This is a genomic window from Gordonia sp. SCSIO 19800, from assembly GCF_018132775.1.
Lineage (GTDB): Bacteria > Actinomycetota > Actinomycetes > Mycobacteriales > Mycobacteriaceae > Gordonia > Gordonia hongkongensis.
On sequence record NZ_JAGRQM010000020.1, the window covers coordinates 52,280 to 71,688 of the forward strand.

Sequence of the window (19,409 nt, forward strand, 5' to 3'; positions counted from 1 at the left end):
CGCCGGCCTGCGGTTTTTTGCCCGGGGCGGTGGCCTGCTGTCACAGTGGAGCGGCACGAGGCCAGACAAGTTGACCGTGCTCGCCGGATGACGAATGTCCGTGCGACCCGGTAGGAAGGTGGACGATGAGCGAGGCACGTGGTTCTTCGCCCACGCCGCGACGCACCGGAGTCCGACCCGGTCCGGGCGGCGGCGGTCAGAACAGAAGTCAGACAGCGACACGACACCGACGGTTCGCGTGGGCGCTGGGGATCGTGGGCGCCATCGTCCCGGCGATCGTGCTGGTGCTCATCATCGCGTTCGCGGCCACCTACTTCACTGCCGAGATCCCCGAACCGGAGGTGAGCCAGAAGGCCACCATCGTCGACACGTCCGGGCGGACCCTCGCAGACGTCACCTCGCCCGACGGCAACCGCACGGTCGTCCCGTTCGACGAGATCCCCGAGACGATGAAGCAGGCGATCGTCGCCGCCGAGGACCGGGAGTTCTGGACAAACAACGGCTTCTCGCCCCGCGGCCTGTCCCGCGCCGCCATCGGTCAGATCACCGGCAACCAGACCGCCGGCGGTGGCTCGACCATCACGCAGCAGTACGTCAAGAACGCGATCGTCGGTGACGAGGTCAGCTACTCCCGGAAGTTCAAAGAGCTCGCGATCGCCGCGAAGATGAACGACCGGCACGGCTGGTCGAAGGAAAAGATCCTCGAGGCTTACCTCAACACGATCTACTTCGGCCGGGGCGCCTACGGCGTCGCGGTGGCAGCGCAGAAGTTCTTCAACAAGTCGATCACCGACAAGCGTCGCGCCGAGCGCAACCCGCTCACCTTCGAAGAGGCCGCGCTGCTGTCGGCGGTCATCCGCGCACCGTCCTACTACGACCCGGATACCAACCGTGAGGTCACCGAAGCGCGCTGGCGTTACGTCCTCGACGGCATGGTCGCGACCGGTGCGATCACCCGCGCGCAGGCCGACAACGCGATCTTCCCCAAGACCGTCAAGGCGCGTGTCAGCGACTCCGACGAGACCCCCGGGCCCAACGGTCTCATCAAGCGACAGGTCCTCGCCGAGCTCAACCGCATCGGCATCACCGACAAGCAACTGCGGACCGGCGGTCTCAAGATCAGCACCACGATCGACCCGCAGGTCCAGAACGGCGTCGTCCAGGCGGCCTGCCGCAAGAACCGGATCTACAAGTGCCCCGAAGGTGAGCTGAACGGCGAACCGGATGATCTGCTTGCGTCGGTGGTATCCATCGATCCGCAGACCGGCGGGGTGCGCGGTTACTACGGCGGCGACAACCCGGGCGGCTGGGACCTCGCCCAGGCGGGCCTGCAGACCGGGTCGTCGTTCAAGGTGTTCGCGCTCGTCGCGGCGCTCGAACAGGACATCCCGTTGTCGAAGACCTACAGCTCCGCGCCGTTCCAGGCCAGCGGCGGACTCACCGTCGAGAACTCCGACGGTGAGAGCTGCGGTACCTGCAACCTCGCGACGGCGATGAAGATGTCCCTCAACACGGTGTACTACCGCCTGATGATGGACCTCGACGGCGGTGCCCGGGCGGTCGCCGACGCCGCGCACCGCGCGGGTGTGGCCGAGTCCTTCGGCAACATCGAGCACACCCTGCAGGAGGCCAACGGCGAGCCCGAGGGCGGTGTGGTCCTGGGCCAGTATCAGTCCCGGGTCATCGACATGGCCTCGGCCTACGCCACGCTCGCGGCCTCGGGTGTCTACCACGAGCCGCACTTCGTCCAGAAGGTCGTCGACGCCAAGGGGCAGGTCCTCTACGAGCGCAAGACCGAGGGCAAGCGCGTCTTCCCCGCGAAGGTCGCCGACAACGTCAGCGCGGCGCTCGAACCGGTGGCGGCGTACTCCAACGGCAACTCGCTCTACGACTCCTCGCTCGGTTCGCGGCCGTCGGCGGCCAAGACCGGCACCGTCCAGCTCGGCGACACCGGGCAGAACAAGGACGCGTGGATGGTCGGGTACACCCCGCAGCTGTCGACCGCGGTGTGGGTCGGCACCAGCGACGGCACCGCCCTGACGAACTACAACGGCGCGTCGATCTACGGCAGCGGCCTGCCGTCGTCGATCTGGAAGTCGGCGATGGATGCCGCGCTCGAGGGCAAGGAGATCAAGCAGTTCCCCGAGCCGGAATCGGTCGGCGGCGTGGCGGGCGTGCCGTACGAGGCGCCGGCCACCACGTACGCGCCGTCGCAGCCCCGACGTGGGCCTTCCATACCGAACTTCGACATCCCCGACCAGGGCGGTGACGGCAACCTCACCCTCGCACCAGGCGTGACGATCCCGATCCCGGGCGCTCCGCGCAACGGCGGCGGTGGTGGCGCCGGCGGCGGGAACAGCCCCGGTGGTGGCGACGCCGGCGGTGGCGACGGTGGCGACCTCGGCGGCATACCCGGCGGCGGTGGAGACGGTGGCGGAGGAGTCCCTGAACCGCCCATCGGCTGACCCGGACCCGGCCGACTCCGCGGCGAGCGGCTCCGAACCCGTCTGGGACAGCCCTGCACCACTGGCGATCGATCAGCGCGTCGATGACGCGCGCGTCCTCCCGACGCGCACGGACGGTCTGGTGCGAGAAGCGAGTTCGCTCGTCGGTGGGCCGGTCGGGGCACACGCCGTCATCGGGCGGGGTCGGCGTCTGACACCGCTGCGAGTGTTGTTCGCGCTCGCGTTGTGCGGACTCGCGCTCGGCTGGTTCGGCAAGGCCGGGTGTCTGCAGCAGGCGCCGGCCGACTCCGGGGCCAACGGCGCGAGCGCCGAGATGCGACTCGACTGGGACGATCAGCGCCAGTTCACCAACCTCTGCTACTCCGACGTGATCAGCCTGTTCGGGGCGGAACGCCTCAACCGGGGAGCGCTGCCCTACCGCGACTTCTGGTTCCAGGAGGGCTCCGAAGGCGAGACCATCAAGCGGTACATGGAGTATCCGGTCGTCACCGGGATGTTCATGTACGGCGCGGCGCAGCTGACGCAGGGCTGGGTCTGGGCCGAGGCCAACTGGGGTGTCCCCGGCGCGCTCGACGTCGTGCTGTTCTTCACCATCGCCGCCCTGGCGTTGGCGGCGTTCTGGCTCGTGACCGTCTGGGCGACGGCCCTCACCGCGCGAACCCGCATGTGGACGGTATGGCTGGTGGCGCTGTCCCCCCTCGTCGTCGTCCACGCGTTCACCAACTTCGACGCCATCGCCACCGCGGCCGTCGCGGTGGCCCTGCTGGCCTGGTCGCGGGAGAAATTCTGGGTGGCCGGCCTGTTCATCGGGCTCGGCGCGGCCGCGAAGCTGTATCCCGCACTCCTGTTGGTGGTGCTGGGTGCGCTCTGTCTGCGCAGCGGGAGAGTCCGCGAGTTCGGGATCACGGCTGCGACGGCGATCGGCGCCTGGCTGGCGGTCAACCTGCCGATCCTGATCCCGTTCCCGACGGGGTGGTGGGAGTTCTTCCGATTCAACGGCGATCGGTCGGCGGACCCCGACACCATCTACCGGATCGTGGCCGACTCGGCTGGTTTCACATGGAACATCGGTTATCTGAACGCGTTGTCGGTGGGGTTGACGGTCGCCGTGATCGCGGCGGTGGCCGCGATCGGAATCCTCGCGCCGCACCGACCCCGCGTGGCCCAGATGACCTTTCTCGCGGTGGCGGGGTTCCTGCTGGTGAACAAGGTGTGGAGTCCCCAGTACTCGCTGTGGCTGGTTCCGCTTGCCGTGCTTGCCATTCCACATACTCGACTGCTGCTGGCCTGGATGACGCTCGACGCCCTGATCTGGGTGCCGCGGATGAGTCTGTTCCTGGAGGCCGAACGTCGCTGGCTTCCCGACCAGTGGTTCACCGCAGCCGTCGTGCTCCGCGGACTGATGGTGCTGGTCCTCTGTGCCGTCGTCCTCTGGCAGATCTGGCATCCGCGCGACGACCTCGTCCGCCGCGGGAACGACGGCCGATGGTACGACGACCCGGCCGGTGGTGTCCTCGACGGTGCTCCCGACCGGATCGGCCGCCGGGCGAGGACGCTCGGCACCGCGGATGGTCCTCGGGAACCGGCCCCGGTGGGCGGATGACGGTCACCGAACGCGACGGAACCGAACCGGACCCCGCTGCGTCCAAACGACCATGAAGCACACCACACTCGCACTCCCCGACGATCTCACCGACTGGCTCTCCGCGAGCGACCGGGCCGCCGAACTGCACTCCGACACCGTCGCCGTCGACCGGCAGTGGTGGACGGACGCGCTCGCCGAACACGGACTCCCGGATTCGTTGCTCGGCAACGAGATCAACAGAGCAGACCTGTTCGCGCTGGGGTCTCGGGCCACCGACTCGCCCGACGACGCGATTGCGTTGCTGTGGAACGTCGTCGCGTTCTGTCTCGGCCGCCGCACCTCCGACGGCAAGAAGCGGATCGCCGCGGTGTCCGCCGACCGGAAGTACCTCGGCGGGCTGCTGAGAGACGCGGCCGAGACGGGCCGCGAGGAGCCCGGCGCGGCGTATGCAATGCTTCGGCCCGACAAGGGCGGCAACATGATCGAGCGTCTGGGTCCGGCCGGTTTCACCTGGTTTCTCTACTTCGCGGGCGCCGGGGAGCCGAAACATCCGAGTCCGGTCCTCGAGAGCAAAGTGGCCAGGTCGCTGCGCCGTGCCGGCTGGCGGGACCTTCGCGAGTCGACGTGGACCGCGGCCGACTACGTCGCCTACTCGAAGGTCGTCGACGGGTGGCGTGCGGATGCGGGCATCGACCGCAACGACGTCATCGTGCGGGGCCTCTTCGCCATCTCGCCGCCGAGCGGCTGGGATCATCCGTGGCAGGCATGGGAACGACAGACGTGGGAACGCGAGAACTGGGTGAGGGGACCGTTGACGACGGACGACCTGCGCGCCGTACACCGCTGGCTGTCCACGCTCGCCGCGCTCACCTCCAGATCGGCTGCCGCACACGAGGAGTTCGAGCGGCTGGGGCACAAGATCAACACCGCACTAGGAGGTGAGGTCGGTGAGATCAGGGCGTCGCTCGAGGGCGATCGCTACCGGCACTCCTACCACGGGGAGTACTGACGGTTGGGTGACCGCTCCGGTGGGTAATGACGGATCATGTCGGATACCGCACCACACATCTCGGACGACACCGCGGAAGCGGTCGGCAAGGTGGGGGAGGCGCTCGAGTACATCGAGCGCGCCCGCGGCCACCTCTATTCGTTCCACCAACTCATCGGACGCGGCGATCTGCTGCTCGGGGAAGCAGTGGACGAACTACGAAAGGCCGGACACGGGGAGTTCGCCGACGAGCTGTCCACCGAGTTGGTGGGTCGCAACGTTCTCGAGGGGCGCTGGACATTCCAGGTCGTCGAGGAATTCGACGACACCTACTGGGGCCCGTTGCGCGAGTACGTCAACCGGGTTCGAGCCGACCTGACCGACGGCCAGCGACACGTGCACGAGGCGCGGATGAAAGAAGACCGGCGCACCCAGGGCCATCCCGAGCACACCGCGAATCCCTGAATCTCAGACAGAGATTCGTTGTAACAGGCGATCTCTCGCCGACGGCCACTCGTCGTCGGTCATCGCGTACAAGGCGGTCGTGCGCCAGCCGTCGCCGAATCGGCGGTGCTTGCGCAGCAGACCCTCGAAGTTGGCACCCAGTTTGGTGATCGCGGCGCGGGACTGGGTGTTGTTCTCGTGGGTGTGCCAGGTGAGGCGGACGGCGCCGCGCTCCTCGAACGCATGGCGCATCAGCAGGAACTTGGCGGTGGGGTTCACCGCGGTTCCCTGGACGCGTTCGCTGTAGAAGGTGTACCCGATGCACGCGGCCCGGTTGGCCTCGTCGATGTCGTAGAAACTCGTCGACCCGACGACACTGCCGTCGGTGTTGTCGACCACGGCGAACGCCACCCGGGAACGGAGCGCCGAGTCGACGAACCGACAGGCGCTGTCCTCGTCCGTCGGCACTCCGGGGACCCACCGGAATCGGGTCGGGTCGTCGACCACGCGCGCCAACGGTCCGATGTCCTCGATGCTGATCGGTCGCAACGTGACTCGTCCGTGCACCAGGGGGCCGGTCGCCAACCAGGAACTCATGACGAGCCTCTCGCCATCGCGTCTCGCGGCGGGTGCCGGGGTGCGTCAGCGGACCCCTGATCGGTGGCATCGTGCACGTGTGCGGCCACCCTGGAGGCCAACGGTTCCCGGAGCGGGGTCCGCGGGAGGGTCACGATCAGGTAGGCCAGCAGGGCGGCGTGCACCCACACCGAACCGGCGACGCCGGTGACGATCCACCACGGCAGCGGCTCGCCGGCATCGCGGATCGGGAACAGCCGGAAAATCGTCAGGTCGAGGGCGAGGTCGGTGAGCAGATACGTCAGGATCACCGACCACCGCACCTTCATCAGAACGAAGAACGGCAGGATCCAGAGCGTGTACTGCGGGGAGTGGACCTTGTGGAACAGCATGAAACCCGCAAGCATCGCGCCGCTCACGCCGATCCAGGGGAAGGTGTCGACGCGGTCGAAGCGGCGCCACCCGAGATACATCGCGACCCCGAACGTCGTGAGGATCAGCAGCGGCGACAGCACACTGACCAGCGAGTGGTAGGTGTCACCGGTCCCGGTGAGATAGCGCAGCCCCCAGTACCAGATGGAATTGGTGTCGACGTCGGCTCGTCGTCGACTCTGGAACGACAGCGCCGCCTTCCACCCGTCGAATCCGAGCACCATGAACGGCAACTGGATCGCGACCACGGTGACGGCGGCAGCGCCCGCTACCCAACCGGCGCCCGTCCAGTCGAGACCGCCGCGGGCGTCTCGTCGTCGTTCGACCATGCGCGCTCCGCCGGCTCCGCGGGTGAGAACGTATGCCGCCAACGGCAATACGAAGATCCCCGGGTAGAGCTTGAGGCAGAATCCGATCGCGAGCAGAACCGCCGCGATCACCGCGCTCGTACGAAGCGGCAGTCGTCGTCGACGGGTTACGGGGTGGTCCGACGCGCCCCACGCCATCACGGCGACGGCCCCGACGGCGGTGGCGACGACCGGGAGCTCCCAGTTGTGGAAGGAGTACAGCACCAGCGGAGGTGTTGCGGCCCAGAGCAACGCCCACCAGCGCACCATCGATGCGAGCAGCACGGTGATCGCGAAACCGAACGGTGCCAACAGGAGCGCCGACTGGGTGAAGAACTCGGTGTCGGTGTCGGCGCCGACCGCACCGACGAACATGAGCACGCCGGAGAGCACCGGATATTCGACGACGCCACCGAACAGGGTGCCGTCCGATGTGATTCCACCGTGGATGTAGGGAAAGACGTGGGTGTTGATGTCGCGACCGAGCCAGAGATACATCAGGTCCGAATAGCAGGGGATCACCGCGTCCGGATCGCCGGTCGGCCAGTTGTCGCTACGTCCGAGTGCATCGAACGGGGCGCCGCCGCACCGCAGCTTCGCCTGGAAACTCCAGAACATCGTCGCGGCTGTCGCCAACACCGAGACGAGGACGATCACGGCCGTCTCACCACGGCCGGAGAGCCGCGCCGACCACCGGCCCGGGGTTGTCCGCCGCTCCGACATGGGCAACAGCGTAGGTGGTCTCATGATGTGTCGCCGAGGCGGCCCGCGACCACGGATTTCTCTGCGAACGGGCAGGTCATGTATCTTGGACCGGTTGCCGACGCAGGCGACCCTCCTGCCACGGACAGTCCGTGGCCGACCTAGCCCATAGGAGGTGATGTGGTCTTATGCGTCACTACGAATTGATGGTCATCCTCGATCCGAATCTGGACGAGCGCACCGTCGCACCCTCACTCGATACTTTCCTCAACGTTGTCCGTAAGGACGGCGGTTCGGTGGACGGCGTCGACATCTGGGGCAAGCGCCGACTCGCCTACGAGATCCTCAAGCACAACGAGGGCATCTACGCCGTCATCGATCTCAATGCCGAGCCCGCCACGGTCTCCGAGCTCGATCGTCAGCTGAAGCTGAACGAGTCGGTTCTGCGCACCAAGGTCCTGCGGAAGTAATCCACAGGGTTTCTTGATCGTCTGAAGACGTCGGTACCGGGTTCTAGGGTTGAGCCCAGAATCCGGTGCATGTCGATCAGCGAGTGCCCACCAACGACCCGAGGGGAAACACACATGGCAGGCGACACGGTCATCACCGTCATCGGCAATCTGACCGCCGACCCGGAATTGCGGTTCACGCCGTCCGGCGCAGCGGTTGCCAACTTCACGGTGGCTTCCACCCCGCGCACCTTCGACCGCCAGACCAACGAGTGGAAGGACGGCGAAGCGCTGTTCCTCCGCTGCAACATCTGGCGCGACGCCGCGGAGAACGTGACCGAAAGCCTGACCAAGGGCTCCCGGGTGATCGTGCAGGGACGGCTCAAGCAGCGGTCCTACGAAACCAAAGAGGGTGAACGACGCACGGTCGTGGAACTCGAGGTCGACGAGATCGGCCCCTCGCTGCGCTACGCCACCGCCAAGGTCAATCGGGCCTCGCGCGGCGGTGGCGGTGGCGGCGGTGGATTCGGATCGGGCGGCGGCGGTGGCCGCGGCGGCGGTTCGAACCAGCAGGTTGCCGACGATCCCTGGGGCAGCGCGCCTGCCAGCAACAGCGGGGGATCGTTCGGCGGCGGGGACGACGAACCACCTTTCTGATATCGGTCGGGGCTCGATGATCCGCCCCGAACAGCCCGGGAACGGCAGCGACCGTCCCCGACAGCATTGACTGGAGCAACACACACATGGCAAAGGCAAAGCCGAGCCGGAAGCCTCGCGTCGAGAAGGTCACCAAGACCAAGGCGTGCAGCTTCTGCAAGGACAAGAAGGCCGTCATCGACTACAAGGACACCGCGCTGCTGCGTCGTTTCCTGTCCGACCGGGGCAAGATCCGGTCGCGTCGCGTGACCGGTAACTGCGTGCAGCATCAGCGCGACGTCGCTGTGGCAGTGAAGAACTCGCGTGAGGTGGCCCTGCTGCCCTTCACCTCGACCAGCCGATAAGCGGAAAGGATCAGTTGACATGAAGCTCATCCTCACCGCCGCCGTGGAGAACCTCGGCGAAGCCGGCGACATCGTCGTGGTCAAGGACGGCTACGGCCGCAACTACCTGCTGCCCCGCGGCCTGGCCATCAAGGCCACCCGCGGCGCCGAGAAGCAGGTCGAAGGCATCCGTCGGGCACAGGAGGCCCGCGAGGTCCGCGGTCTCGAGCACGCCAACGAGCTGAAGCAGGCCCTCGAGGGCCTCGCCGACGTCTCGCTGGACGTGAAGACCCACGACTCGGGCAAGCTCTTCGGTTCGGTCACCGCGGCAGACGTCGCCGGTGCCATCAAGACCGCGGGCGGTCCGACCCTCGACAAGCGCAGCGTCGAGCTGCCCAAGGGGCACATCAAGGCCACCGGTAGCTACCCGGTCGTCGTCAACCTGCATCCGCAGGTCTCGGCGACCGTCCAGCTCGCCGTCGTCGCCGCGAGCTGACCTCAGCGTTCTACACACACAAGGCCGGGTGGAGATCCTCCACCCGGCCTTGTCGTGTCTGTTGAGCGCCTCCGCGTGAGCCCCTATTTCGGTGCAGGCGGACTGGCCGGCAGCTGGTTCCAGTACTGCAGTCGCGGCGGAAGGTACTGCGGTGCCGGGTTGGCGCTGTGGTCGACCGCGTTGTTGCCCGGACCGAGGGTGTCCCAGGACGGGAAGAAGAACTTGTGCCAGGCGGGCGTGAAGATGAGAGCGCGGTCGCCGGTGCGGCAGGCGACGGTGTCGCGACGGGGCACGGTGCACGTGACGCCTTCGATGGTGACCCGTTTGCCGACACCGAGGACCGGTGGCCGGAAGCCGCTCTCCGGGCCGAACCGGTAGGTCTGATCGGCACGCGCCCACCACGGGCCCTGCTGATCATCGGAGATCACCGCGCCGGTCGCGTTCGGCGGGGCGGTCGCGGGACGGCCCGCGCAGCCGACGTAACGGTAGCCGGGACCGATCTCGCACACCCACCTACCGGTGGTGAAGAAAGACCGTCCGTTGTCGACATAGGCCAGCGATCGGAAGGTCGTCGGGGCGACCGGCTGATAACGCGACAGATCGAACTCGAGGGCCATCGAAGGGCCTGGCGCGGCGGACGTCGGCGGGGCCACCGCCAGCCCGGCGGCAGCGGTCACGGCCGCCAGCACGGTGACCGCACGACGGACGACGACGGACCTCAACCCCAACCTCGACACGATCCACATTGCATCACACCCGCAGGGGCGTCGTTCGGCGATCGCCGCAGAATCGTGCGAACCGGCGTCGCCCGCCCGTCTGGCCAGGTGTAACGCAGACCACACCGGATGTTCACCCGAATATTCGCCACGGGGAGTTGAACAGGTGTCCGCAACACGCCCGCAAGACGACGCGCCGAAGAAGTCCAAAGGATTTCCAATTACTTGATTGTGGAAATTAGTGAGGGCGCTGACCTGCGAAAACTGTGTTGTTCACACCCTGATTCCTCAGGTTGTCCACAAAGCCTGCACAACTCGTCCCCCCGCAACTCACACACCGTCCACAAGTGTTCCCCAGATCCGTCAACAGGTCGGTTTGAGTAGCGGTCGCAGACGTCCTAGTGTCACGCCTCAGCGTCTCCGTCCGTCTCGGCGCACACGACACTTCGCTGTCGGTGCCACCCGATAGGAAGAGACTGACCAGAACACGACGTCGACACCGGGGACTCGCGACGTGGCCTACCGGGGCCGACACCAGACTCAGGGTCGTACTCATTCGATGTCGGGTGGGATCGAACGTTGCGAGAGGTTTGACACGCGTGGCTGTTGTGGATGACCGCGGGCGCGGCCCCGCCGCCGGAGGGCGAGGCCGGGAAGACGAGATCCCTGCCGAGGACTTCGGTAGGCAGCCCCCGCAGGACCTCGCCGCCGAGCAATCGGTGCTCGGTGGCATGTTGCTGTCCAAGGACGCGGTCGCCGACGTCGTCGAGAAGATCCGCACCGGCGACTTCTACCGTCCGGCCCATCAGGCGGTCTTCGAGGCGATCCTCACCCTGTACTCGAAAGGCGAGCCCGCCGACGCGGTGACGGTCGCCGCGGAACTCGAGCGGGCGGGCGAGCTCAAGCGCATCGGTGGTGCGCCGTACCTGCACACGCTGATCTCCACGGTGCCCACCGCGGCGAACGCCGGCTACTACGCCGAGATCGTCGCCGAGAAGGCGTTGCTGCGTCGACTCGTGGAGGCCGGCACACGCATCGTCCAGTACGGCTACGCCGGCGCCGACGGGCAGGACGTCGCCGAGGTGGTCGACCGCGCCCAGGCCGAGGTGTACGAGGTCACCGAGAAGCGCACCGCCGAGGACTACGTCCCGCTCGAGGATCTCCTGCAGCCGACGATGGACGAGATCGACTCCATCGCGTCGCGAGGTGGCATCTCGCTCGGTGTCCCGACCGGCTTCGCCGATTTCGACAAGCTCACCAACGGGCTCCACCCAGGTCAGATGATCATCGTCGCCGCACGTCCTGGCGTCGGCAAGGCGCTCGCGCTCGACACCCCGCTGCCGACGCCCACCGGCTGGACCACGATGGGCAAGGTCGGGGTCGGCGATCTCCTGCTCGATGCCCACGGCCGGCCCACCCGGGTCGTCGCCGCCACCGAGGTGATGACCGAACGGCCCTGCTACGAAATCGAATTCAACGACGGCGCGACGATCGTCGCCGACGAGCAACACCAGTGGGCGGCCGAGATCGACGGCGAGCGGCGGGTCGTCACGACCGCCGGCCTGCGGGCGCACGTCGGCTGCGCGGTCGTGCGCAACACCGCGCCGCTCGAGTTGCCGCGCAAGCGGTTCGCGTACGGCCCGTACACGGTGGCGGCGCTGGCCGGGATGGCCTTCGACGATCCCGAGATCAGCATGCGCATCGACGCGGAGGGCCCGGTCGACGTCATGACGCTGATGGCGGACCTCGGTGGCCGGATTCCGTACGAGTATCTCCGTGGTTCGATCGCGCAGCGTCGTGCCCTGCTCGCGGGGTTGCTGGATGCCCGTGCCTCGGTGGACGACGACGGCTGGATCACCGTGCCCGCCGCGACGCGGCACATGACGGCGGTCGTCGCCGACCTCGTGGCCGGGCTCGGTTTCAACTACAAGCGGTCGGCCACGGGGTGGTTGCGCGTCGACGCCGACGAAGACGTGTTCACCGTGCACCACAAGGCGATTCGGCACAAGGAGCTGCGTCGCCGGGCCGGTGTCCGACGCGTCGTCGCCGTTCGCCCCGTCGATCCGGTCCCGGTGCGCTGCGTGCAGGTCGACAACGCCGACCACCTGTATCTCGCGGGTGAAGCGATGGTCCCGACGCACAATTCGACCCTGGCGATGGACTTCCTGCGATCTGCGGCCATCGGACACGGCCTGACCGCCGCCATGTTCTCGCTGGAGATGAGCAAGACCGAGATCGTCATGCGCCTACTGTCGGCGGAGGCGAAGATCAAGCTCGCCGACATGCGTGCCGGCACGATGAGCGACGACGACTGGACACGGCTCGCACGTCGAATGGGCGAGATCTCGGAGGCGCCGTTCTTCATCGACGACTCACCCAACCTCACGATGATGGAGATCCGCGCCAAAGCGCGCCGTCTCAAGCAGCGGCACGACCTGAAAGTCGTTGCGGTGGACTACATGCAGCTGATGACGTCGGGTAAGAAGGTCGAGTCCCGCCAGCAAGAGGTCTCGGAGTTCTCCCGCCAGCTGAAGCTGCTGGCCAAGGAACTCGAGGTCCCGGTGATCGCGATCAGTCAGCTCAACCGTGGTCCCGAGCAACGTACCGACAAGAAGCCCCAGGTGTCGGACCTCCGTGAGTCCGGCTCGCTGGAGCAGGACGCCGACATGGTCATCCTGCTGCACCGCCCCGACTCCATCGAGCGCGACGACCCGCGCGCCGGCGAGGCCGACATCATCGTCGGCAAGCACCGTAACGGGCCGACCGCCACCATTACCGTTGCGCACCAGCTGCACCTGAGCCGGTTCGTGGACATGGCGCGGGGGTAAGGGAATCGCTCCTGGTGAGCCGCGAGTGGAAACCTCGCGCAGAACGCCCGGCCCAACTCAAGCCACCGCAACTCGCGGTCTTCGTCCCCTCCGGGGATCTAGATGTTCTCTTCGATCAATTCGAAGAGAAAGGCCATCGCCCAGGAGGTCGTCCTCGGACCGCAGGAACGCGGGTGACAGGACTGGAACTAGTCGAGAAAATAGGCGATGACTTTCTCGTTGGTATTCAGCACCTCTTCGGACGACACCCCGAGCTCGAGCGCAAGGGTGACGGAGCCGAGTAGGGCGACCTCCACGTCGGGGGAGAAGGCCCGCTCGAGCACCTCGAGGAAGTCGGACATGCTTGCATCGAGCTGGTCGATGAGTTCCTGATAGTCGGCGGCCAGGTGCTTGTCGAGCATCCGTTGCTCTTCGGCGTACTGCGCGATCAGCGACGCCTCCCGCTGGGAGAGCGACGACGAGACGGCTTTGTACATGATCATGCCTACGGTGTTGCCGATCACGGCGCCGAGGACCGGCACTGGGATAAGAGCCTGTCCGACAAAGGAAGACAGCGCACTGACTGCGGTTTCGAGACAAACGAGTTCCGCGTTCTCGATGAACTCCAGCTCGTCGATCTCGCCACGTCGAAACTTGTTCGCTTGCTCCGCGACACCGAACGAAGCCGTGACGATTGAGCTGGCGACGGCCGCCGATGTCGCGGTGAAGTTCGTGAGTCCGTAGACACTGAGCCCTCGGACACCACCTTTGACAACGCCGAAGCCTGTCTCGGCAGAGATTTCCGCCCAGTCCTCGCCAGTGAAGTGTCTGAGCTGCTTACCGGTACGGCGCTTCTCGACCACGGCCAACACCAAAGCTGTACCGCCTTCGATTGCGGCGGCGGTGAGCGGGACCTTCGTACCCTCGCGCAGCGTCGGCCGACTCTCCTGGTAGGCATCGGCCCGCCGGGACTTGTCGGTGGCGCGCAGCGAGTCCTTCTCCGCCTCCATCGTCGAGCCGTAGGCGCCCCTCTGAACCTCGGAGTAGTCCAGGTGCGAGGGCTCGATGGACTCGATTCCGACAGAGCCTTCCTCGAAGAAGGCGTGGACTCGCTTCCAGTCCTTGAACGACGGCCCGTCGGCGCCGAGCGTGAGGAGCTTGCCTGCTTCCTCGCGCGGCATGGCGTGCAGTTTCTTGATCAGCTCGAAGTGGTCGCGAGGAATCTGATACTTGCCGCCGTTCTCGACGAAGTCGGGATACTTCTGAAGGTGGTCGGCGATCGCACCGAGGCCCAAGCGGCCACCGGCAGCGACGAACTTCTGCTGGATCTCGACGCCACTGCGAACCAGGTCCACCGGGCCGTTGTCGTTGACCCACTGGTAGACAGCGTCCCCACCGCGGATCTGGCTCCGAGCATTGCCGACGCCCACCTCGGCAACTTCGGCGATGAAGCCATGAATGCCCTTGACACCACCGCGGTTGGCGGCGATCACTTCGAGATCGATCTTCCGGATCGCTTCGTCGACGGTGGTCAGAGCGTCCTTCAAGTTCGTGTTCTGCTGGCTCAGAGAATTCAGCAGGTTGTCCAGCCGGAGCTGGTTCAGGTGGTTCACCCAGGCGGCGACGGCTTGTTCCTGGTTGCTCTTGCTGAGCCTTGTTGCGTCACTCACCGTCCGGGCCTTGCTCGACGCGTTTGCTCAACAGTGCCGCGCACGCCTTGGTGTTGTTCACCAACGCGACAAGCTGGGACTGGTACAGCACAGGCAGCCCGCGGAAGTCAGCGCCGTAGCATCGCAGTGCTTCGCCATAACTCGTCGCGAGCAACTCGCGGAGGGAAGTGGTGCGCTGGAGGATGTCGCAAACTTGGGCGTCCATGCCTTCGACGAGCGCGGTGTTGTGTTTGACCGCAGTCAAGGCCTCCTGCTTTGCCTCGCGGTTCTCGAATCTGTTCTTGGCGAAAAGCGCGATTGACGCAAGGAGCGTGGCTCCTGCCACCGTCCAGCCGATGGGCCCGGCAAGTGCGAGGAGTGCACTGCCCGCAGCGGTTCCGCCGCCGCCGGCCGCAACAGTTCCGCCGCCGAGCCATGCAAGAGCTGCGTTGCTCGCGGCGGCCCCCGAAAGTGTGGAGATCGCAGTGCCGGTCGAGGCCGTGCCAAAGGTGGTCGCCACCCACATCGCAGCTGTCGGAGCCATGCTGGCTACGGCAGCACCAGTCATGAAGCCGGTGCCGGCGCCGGCCGCTGACCTTCGCGCGGCCTCGAGGTCCTTGCGAGCGAACTCTTCCGCCGCCAAGAACTCCGCTTTGTGGAAGTCGATCTCGTCGAAGTCGGTCGCGAACGATTTCGGTGTGTTGACGATGCTGTTCACGAGTAGCTCTACAAACTCGATCAGGTCCGTCGAGCGTTCTCGCTGGCGCAGGAGAGAAACACCCGTATCGTTCATCGCGGTGAACGCGCCGTTGTACGCGGCGATGGCTTCCTCGTACGGGTCGAGCTTCTTCGCGGTCAGGTTCTCGAAGGAATTCGCCGCGGCGTCCCTGAAGTCGCCGGTCTGCGCGACGATTCGCTTGGAGCGACCCCGCGCAAAATTGCCGAAGTCGTCGACAGCCCTCCCAAACCCTTGCCTACCTTCGTCGATCCTCGGCGGTTCAACCATCGGTACTTCCCCCTCCGCACACGTTCACCCTCACCACAGAAGAGTATCGGCCGCCACTGACAAGGTGGTCCTACTCGAACGCAGGTCGACACCGGCCGATCCCCGACCGGTGGGACGCCCTCGGCTATCGGTGACAGGCCACACCGGCAGAATGATGAGAGTCCTTCGACCTGACCCGGAGAGGTGTGAAAAGTGGCGGACGTGGGCACTGATGTCGGCACTGAAGTTCGATTGACCGAACAGGAAGCGCTTGCCAATGTGCGCGCGGTCTTGGAGTTGTGCGCGTCGGGGCAACTCAAATGCAGCGCGAAGACAGCGCGCCCATCGGCGGCAACGGTGAGGACAGTCGCCGGCCACCTTGTCAACGGAGACTTCTATGGCGACGAGGCGATCGCCGCTTTCGCCTGGCCATTACTTGTCCAGTCCGCCGGGCTGGCCAAACTAGACGGCACTCGCCTCACGTTGACACCGAAAGGTCGTGCAGCGCTGCGTAATTCTCCGGAGGAGGTCATCCTCGGCGTGTGGCGCAGATGGCTCACGCACGGGGCGATCGATGAGTTCAGCCGAATCGAGGCGGTCAAGGGGCAGCGCGGCACCAATGTGCTCAGTGCGGCGAAGCGGCGCCGTACGACCGTCGCTGATGGACTGGCCACCTGCCCTCCGGGCGAGTGGATCGAGATCGACGACCTCTTCGCGACCATGCGGCGCAAGCGACTCAGCCCGACCATAGCCAGAAGTGAACGGGCACTGTGGCGGCTCCACATTCTCGATCCCGAGTACGGGAGCTTCGGATACGACGGGCACCACGGTTGGTCACTGCTCGAAGGCCGGTACACGATGGCGGTGACTTTCGAGTACGCCGGCACACTGGGCCTGTTCGATCTCGACTACCGAGATCCCGTCGGCGCCCGCACGGACTACCACCGCAATTGGGGAAGCGACGACCTCGACTCCCTCAGCCGATACGACGGTCTGCGACGAATCCGGCTGACACCGCTCGGCGCCTATGCGTTGGGCCTCACCGACACCTTCACGCCGACTGAGGATCTCGACGAGATCTCACCGTTGACGGTGTTGCCGAACCTCGACATCGTGGTTGCCCGCGGCATCACCCACACCGAGAGACTCACCCTCGCCGCCTTCGCCACCCAAACCGCCGACCACACCTGGAACGTGTCGCCGACCACCCTGACCGCAGCCCTCGGGGCAGGGCGCGACCTCACCGAGTTCACCGACTACCTACACCGTCGCGCTGAACACGAACTGCCTTCGACGCTCACCACTCTGATAGAAGATGTCCGCCGGCGGGGAGCGCAACTCATCGACCGCGGACCTCTTCGCGTGATCGAGTGCGTCGATCCGGCCACCGCGATGCTCATCGCCCATGACCGCAGGCTCCGCCCGCTGTGCCATCTGCTCGGAGACCGATTCTTGGGTGTCCAACCCGAGCATGAGTCGAAGTTCCGGACCGCTCTGCTCAAGCTCGGGTTCGGCCTACCCGCGGAGTGATGGCGGCAGTTCCGAGGGCGCCCGCGATCTGTTCGCGCCGTGCCCGACAATAGTTAGGTGATCGAAAGAGTTTCCCGGGTTCGGCCCGACGGCGAGGTCCACAGGTGACCTCGCCGGTCGGTTCGCGACAGGCGATGACCATCTGGGTCGTCGGGGTCGCGGTCTACTTCGTTGCGGTGCTGCAGCGCTCCTCATTGGCCGTTGCCGGCCTGCTGGCTGCCGAGCGTTTCGAGATCAGCGCTTCGCAACTGTCGACCTTCGTCGTGCTCCAGCTGCTGGTGTACGCGCTGATGCAGGTGCCGGTCGGGCTCGTCGTCGACCGGTTCGGTCCGCGTCGGGTACTTCTCAGCGGAACGCTGATCCTCACGCTTGCCCAGATCAGCTTCGCGTTCGCGGACAACTACACGTGGGCGCTGTCGTCGCGGTTCTTCGTCGGGGTCGGCGACGCCATGACCTTCGTGTGTGTCCTGCGACTGGTGACGAGCTGGTTCCCGGCGCGGCGGATCCCGCTGATCACGCAGCTCACCGGCGTGCTCGGCCAACTCGGCGCGGTCACGGCCGCCATACCGATGACCTGGGCACTGTCCACCTTCGGATGGAGTCGCGCGTACCTGGCCACCGCTGGGATCGGCGCCGTTCTGCTCGTGGTCGCACTGGTCGTCGTGCGCGATTCCGCGGCGGTCCGGTCGGTGTCGGGACCGATGCTGGGGTTGGCCGGAATCCGGCGAAACCTTCGCGCGTCGTGGGATCACCCCGGCACCCGACTGGGTTTCTGGATGCACTTCTCGACCCACTTCAGCGCCACCGTCCTGGGCCTGTTGTGGGGCTACCCCTTCTTCGTCGAGGGCGAGGGGATGAGCGCCGGTGCGGCGGGTCTGCTCCTGACGATCATGGTGTTCGCCATCATGGCGTTCGGCCCGATCTTCGCGTGGCTGATCACCCGGTGGCCGTGGCACAGGTCGACGCTGGTGTTGGCGGTGCTCGCCGGAATCGCGGCCACCTGGACGGTGGTACTGGCGTGGCCCGGCGGCGCGCCGTTCGCGCTCCTCGTGCTCTTGGTGGTGGTCTGTGGAATGGGCGGTCCGGCGTCGATGATCGGTTTCGATGTCGGCCGCACCTCCAATCCGGCATCGCGGGCGGGCACGGCCACCGGGATCATCAACCAGGCGGGGTTCATTGCCAGCTTGATCCTCGCAGGGCTCATCGGTCTCATCCTCGACTGGCGAACCCCGGACGGGGTCCAGGGATATCCGCCGGAGGCGTTCACCTGGGCGATGTCGGCGCAGTTCATGCTCTGGGGGCTGGGCGCGGTCCAGATCTACCGCTATCGCCGCAAGGGGCGTGCGCGTCTGTTAGGCGAGGAGCCGGAACGGTGGTCGCGCTAGTTCCGTCCGCCTCAGACCGCCCAGCGGTCCGCCAGCTCGTCCAACCATCCCGGCACCGCATCGGAATTCGCGGGCGGTGACTCCACCAGCACCAGTTCGTCGACGCCGAGAGCGTCGAGACCGGCGCGGTCCGTGGGAGCCGGATTCCGCAGCGCGACAGCGATGTCGAGATCAGAACGGTCCCGTCCGCTCTCCTGGCAGAACCGGTCGATCGTGCGGATCCGATCAGCCACCGCGTCGATCCGCCACCTACTCGTTCCTCCCGCAGCTGGTACGAGCAATGCGGGAGGAACTGCCCGACGTCGAGGTCAGCGTGCGCGGCGAAATGCTTGCGCCGGCGCAGGTCGACGCGCTGACGTCGGGGGAGATCGACATCGGACTCCTGCGCCCGCCGGAGAACTCCCCGGGGCTGCACGTTGAGACGGTGCGGAGGGACCGACTGTTCGTGGCGTTGCTGGCGGACCACCGACTTGCCGCCGATCTCACCTCGCCGATCGACGCGGGCCGCCTGCGAGACAGCGATTTCATCACGCACACCGGCGGTGGGAAGTCCGTCATGAACGGCGTGGTCGCCGCGGTGTGCGCACGGGCCGGGTTCGTCCCGCAGGCCAGGCACGAGGTAGAGGGGACCTCCACCCTGGTGACCCTCGTCGCTGCGGGCGTCGGCGTAGCGGTGGTCCCTGAACCCACTGCGGCACTCGGCATCGCCGGCGTCGTCTACCGCCCGCTGTCCGACGTCGGCGAGATCGATCTCGTCGTCGCATGTGATGCCGCGAACCGCACCCCGCCGGTCGATCACGCACTTCGCGTTCTGCGTGCCATTGCCTGAGTGGCGTCCGGCAGGGGAGTAACCTTGGCGCCAGTTGTGCGTGG

General features: G+C 66.4%; 17 protein-coding genes and 1 pseudogene. 12 read left to right on the forward strand and 6 right to left on the reverse strand.

The features are described 5' to 3' along the window. Nucleotides 1-125: 125 nt before the first annotated feature. Genes KB201_RS19425 through KB201_RS19440 form a run of 4 tightly spaced genes read left to right on the forward strand, consistent with a single transcriptional unit; the run spans nucleotide 126 to nucleotide 5,503 of the window. Nucleotides 126-2,465, forward strand: a complete 2,340-nt coding sequence (locus tag KB201_RS19425; protein WP_159371694.1) for a transglycosylase domain-containing protein — start codon at nucleotides 126-128, stop codon at nucleotides 2,463-2,465. Beyond that, entirely contained in the window at nucleotides 2,392-4,068 is a 1,677-nt protein-coding gene (locus KB201_RS19430; protein ID WP_374193956.1) for a glycosyltransferase family 87 protein, read from the forward strand. Before KB201_RS19425 ends, KB201_RS19430 begins: the two co-directional genes overlap by 74 nt. Before the next feature lie 52 nt (nucleotides 4,069-4,120). Beyond that, on the forward strand, nucleotides 4,121-5,059 hold the full coding sequence (locus KB201_RS19435) for a hypothetical protein (RefSeq protein WP_211540132.1): 939 nt from the start codon (nucleotides 4,121-4,123) through the stop codon (nucleotides 5,057-5,059). 36 nt (nucleotides 5,060-5,095) lie between these two features. Further along, nucleotides 5,096-5,503, forward strand: a complete 408-nt coding sequence (locus tag KB201_RS19440; RefSeq protein ID WP_058252885.1) for a hypothetical protein — start codon at nucleotides 5,096-5,098, stop codon at nucleotides 5,501-5,503. A 3-nt stretch (nucleotides 5,504-5,506) separates the two neighbouring features. Here KB201_RS19440 and KB201_RS19445 read toward each other — a convergent pair whose 3' ends face one another. Then, nucleotides 5,507-6,079 carry a GNAT family N-acetyltransferase gene (locus tag KB201_RS19445; protein ID WP_078112531.1) on the reverse strand — a complete coding sequence of 191 codons (573 nt, stop codon included), beginning with the start codon at nucleotides 6,077-6,079 and terminating at the stop codon, nucleotides 5,507-5,509. Then, on the reverse strand, nucleotides 6,076-7,560 hold the full coding sequence (locus tag KB201_RS19450; protein WP_211540134.1) for a hypothetical protein: 1,485 nt from the start codon (nucleotides 7,558-7,560) through the stop codon (nucleotides 6,076-6,078). Before KB201_RS19450 ends, KB201_RS19445 begins: the two co-directional genes overlap by 4 nt. A gap of 167 nt (nucleotides 7,561-7,727) precedes the next feature. Between KB201_RS19450 and rpsF the strand changes: the two genes are divergently transcribed. The 4 genes from rpsF (at nucleotide 7,728) to rplI (ending at nucleotide 9,464) form a co-directional block, all read left to right on the forward strand. Next, nucleotides 7,728-8,009 carry a 30S ribosomal protein S6 gene (gene rpsF, locus KB201_RS19455; RefSeq protein WP_058252882.1) on the forward strand — a complete coding sequence of 94 codons (282 nt, stop codon included), beginning with the start codon at nucleotides 7,728-7,730 and terminating at the stop codon, nucleotides 8,007-8,009. 114 nt (nucleotides 8,010-8,123) lie between these two features. Then, complete coding sequence (locus KB201_RS19460) at nucleotides 8,124-8,645, forward strand: single-stranded DNA-binding protein (protein WP_058252881.1); 522 nt, start codon at nucleotides 8,124-8,126, stop codon at nucleotides 8,643-8,645. 86 nt (nucleotides 8,646-8,731) lie between these two features. Beyond that, nucleotides 8,732-8,989 carry a 30S ribosomal protein S18 gene (gene rpsR, locus KB201_RS19465; RefSeq protein WP_004020662.1) on the forward strand — a complete coding sequence of 86 codons (258 nt, stop codon included), beginning with the start codon at nucleotides 8,732-8,734 and terminating at the stop codon, nucleotides 8,987-8,989. Between the two features lie 19 nt (nucleotides 8,990-9,008). After that, nucleotides 9,009-9,464: a 50S ribosomal protein L9 gene (gene rplI / locus KB201_RS19470; protein ID WP_058252880.1), complete on the forward strand. Its 456-nt coding sequence runs from the start codon at nucleotides 9,009-9,011 to the stop codon at nucleotides 9,462-9,464. An 83-nt stretch (nucleotides 9,465-9,547) separates the two neighbouring features. Here rplI and KB201_RS19475 read toward each other — a convergent pair whose 3' ends face one another. Next, entirely contained in the window at nucleotides 9,548-10,210 is a 663-nt protein-coding gene (locus KB201_RS19475) for a hypothetical protein (protein ID WP_058252879.1), read from the reverse strand. Between the two features lie 569 nt (nucleotides 10,211-10,779). Here KB201_RS19475 and dnaB point away from each other — a divergent pair. Beyond that, nucleotides 10,780-13,008, forward strand: a complete 2,229-nt coding sequence (gene dnaB / locus KB201_RS19480; protein ID WP_058252878.1) for a replicative DNA helicase — start codon at nucleotides 10,780-10,782, stop codon at nucleotides 13,006-13,008. 188 nt (nucleotides 13,009-13,196) lie between these two features. Here the strand turns inward: dnaB and KB201_RS19485 are convergent, their stop codons facing one another. Further along, complete coding sequence (locus tag KB201_RS19485) at nucleotides 13,197-14,657, reverse strand: hypothetical protein (RefSeq protein WP_058252877.1); 1,461 nt, start codon at nucleotides 14,655-14,657, stop codon at nucleotides 13,197-13,199. Continuing rightward, nucleotides 14,650-15,642, reverse strand: coding sequence for a hypothetical protein (locus KB201_RS19490; protein WP_058252876.1), 993 nt, complete (start codon nucleotides 15,640-15,642; stop codon nucleotides 14,650-14,652). The genes KB201_RS19485 and KB201_RS19490 overlap by 8 nt, the downstream gene beginning before the upstream one ends. A 336-nt stretch (nucleotides 15,643-15,978) precedes the next feature. On the opposite strand from KB201_RS19490, the gene KB201_RS19495 reads away from it, so the two are divergent. Then, the gene (locus KB201_RS19495; protein WP_223259026.1) at nucleotides 15,979-17,151 is read left to right on the forward strand and encodes a helicase-associated domain-containing protein; all 1,173 of its coding nucleotides are present in this window, start codon (nucleotides 15,979-15,981) and stop codon (nucleotides 17,149-17,151) included. A gap of 104 nt (nucleotides 17,152-17,255) precedes the next feature. After that, the gene (locus KB201_RS19500; RefSeq protein ID WP_058252875.1) at nucleotides 17,256-18,536 is read left to right on the forward strand and encodes a nitrate/nitrite transporter; all 1,281 of its coding nucleotides are present in this window, start codon (nucleotides 17,256-17,258) and stop codon (nucleotides 18,534-18,536) included. 11 nt (nucleotides 18,537-18,547) lie between these two features. On the opposite strand, the gene KB201_RS19505 is transcribed toward KB201_RS19500, so the two are convergent. Continuing rightward, complete coding sequence (locus KB201_RS19505; RefSeq protein WP_058252865.1) at nucleotides 18,548-18,769, reverse strand: hypothetical protein; 222 nt, start codon at nucleotides 18,767-18,769, stop codon at nucleotides 18,548-18,550. Between the two features lie 8 nt (nucleotides 18,770-18,777). Between KB201_RS19505 and KB201_RS19510 the strand changes: the two are divergent. Beyond that, a pseudogene (locus tag KB201_RS19510) lies at nucleotides 18,778-19,365 on the forward strand (LysR family substrate-binding domain-containing protein); the annotation flags it as partial. Between the last annotated feature and the right edge of the window lie 44 nt (nucleotides 19,366-19,409).

Excerpts from the sequence above, each read along its gene's own strand:
- KB201_RS19425 (WP_159371694.1), top strand. The coding sequence starts at position 126 with ATGAGCGAGGCACGTGGTTCTTCGCCCACGCCGCGACGCACCGGAGTC.
- KB201_RS19435 (WP_211540132.1), top strand. The coding sequence starts at position 4,121 with ATGAAGCACACCACACTCGCACTCCCCGACGATCTCACCGACTGGCTC.
- KB201_RS19440 (WP_058252885.1), top strand. The coding sequence starts at position 5,096 with ATGTCGGATACCGCACCACACATCTCGGACGACACCGCGGAAGCGGTC.
- KB201_RS19445 (WP_078112531.1), bottom strand. The coding sequence starts at position 6,079 with ATGAGTTCCTGGTTGGCGACCGGCCCCCTGGTGCACGGACGAGTCACG.
- KB201_RS19450 (WP_211540134.1), bottom strand. The coding sequence starts at position 7,560 with ATGTCGGAGCGGCGGACAACCCCGGGCCGGTGGTCGGCGCGGCTCTCC.
- rpsF (WP_058252882.1), top strand. The coding sequence starts at position 7,728 with ATGCGTCACTACGAATTGATGGTCATCCTCGATCCGAATCTGGACGAG.
- KB201_RS19460 (WP_058252881.1), top strand. The coding sequence starts at position 8,124 with ATGGCAGGCGACACGGTCATCACCGTCATCGGCAATCTGACCGCCGAC.
- rpsR (WP_004020662.1), top strand. The coding sequence starts at position 8,732 with ATGGCAAAGGCAAAGCCGAGCCGGAAGCCTCGCGTCGAGAAGGTCACC.
- rplI (WP_058252880.1), top strand. The coding sequence starts at position 9,009 with ATGAAGCTCATCCTCACCGCCGCCGTGGAGAACCTCGGCGAAGCCGGC.
- KB201_RS19475 (WP_058252879.1), bottom strand. The coding sequence starts at position 10,210 with ATGTGGATCGTGTCGAGGTTGGGGTTGAGGTCCGTCGTCGTCCGTCGT.
- KB201_RS19490 (WP_058252876.1), bottom strand. The coding sequence starts at position 15,642 with ATGGTTGAACCGCCGAGGATCGACGAAGGTAGGCAAGGGTTTGGGAGG.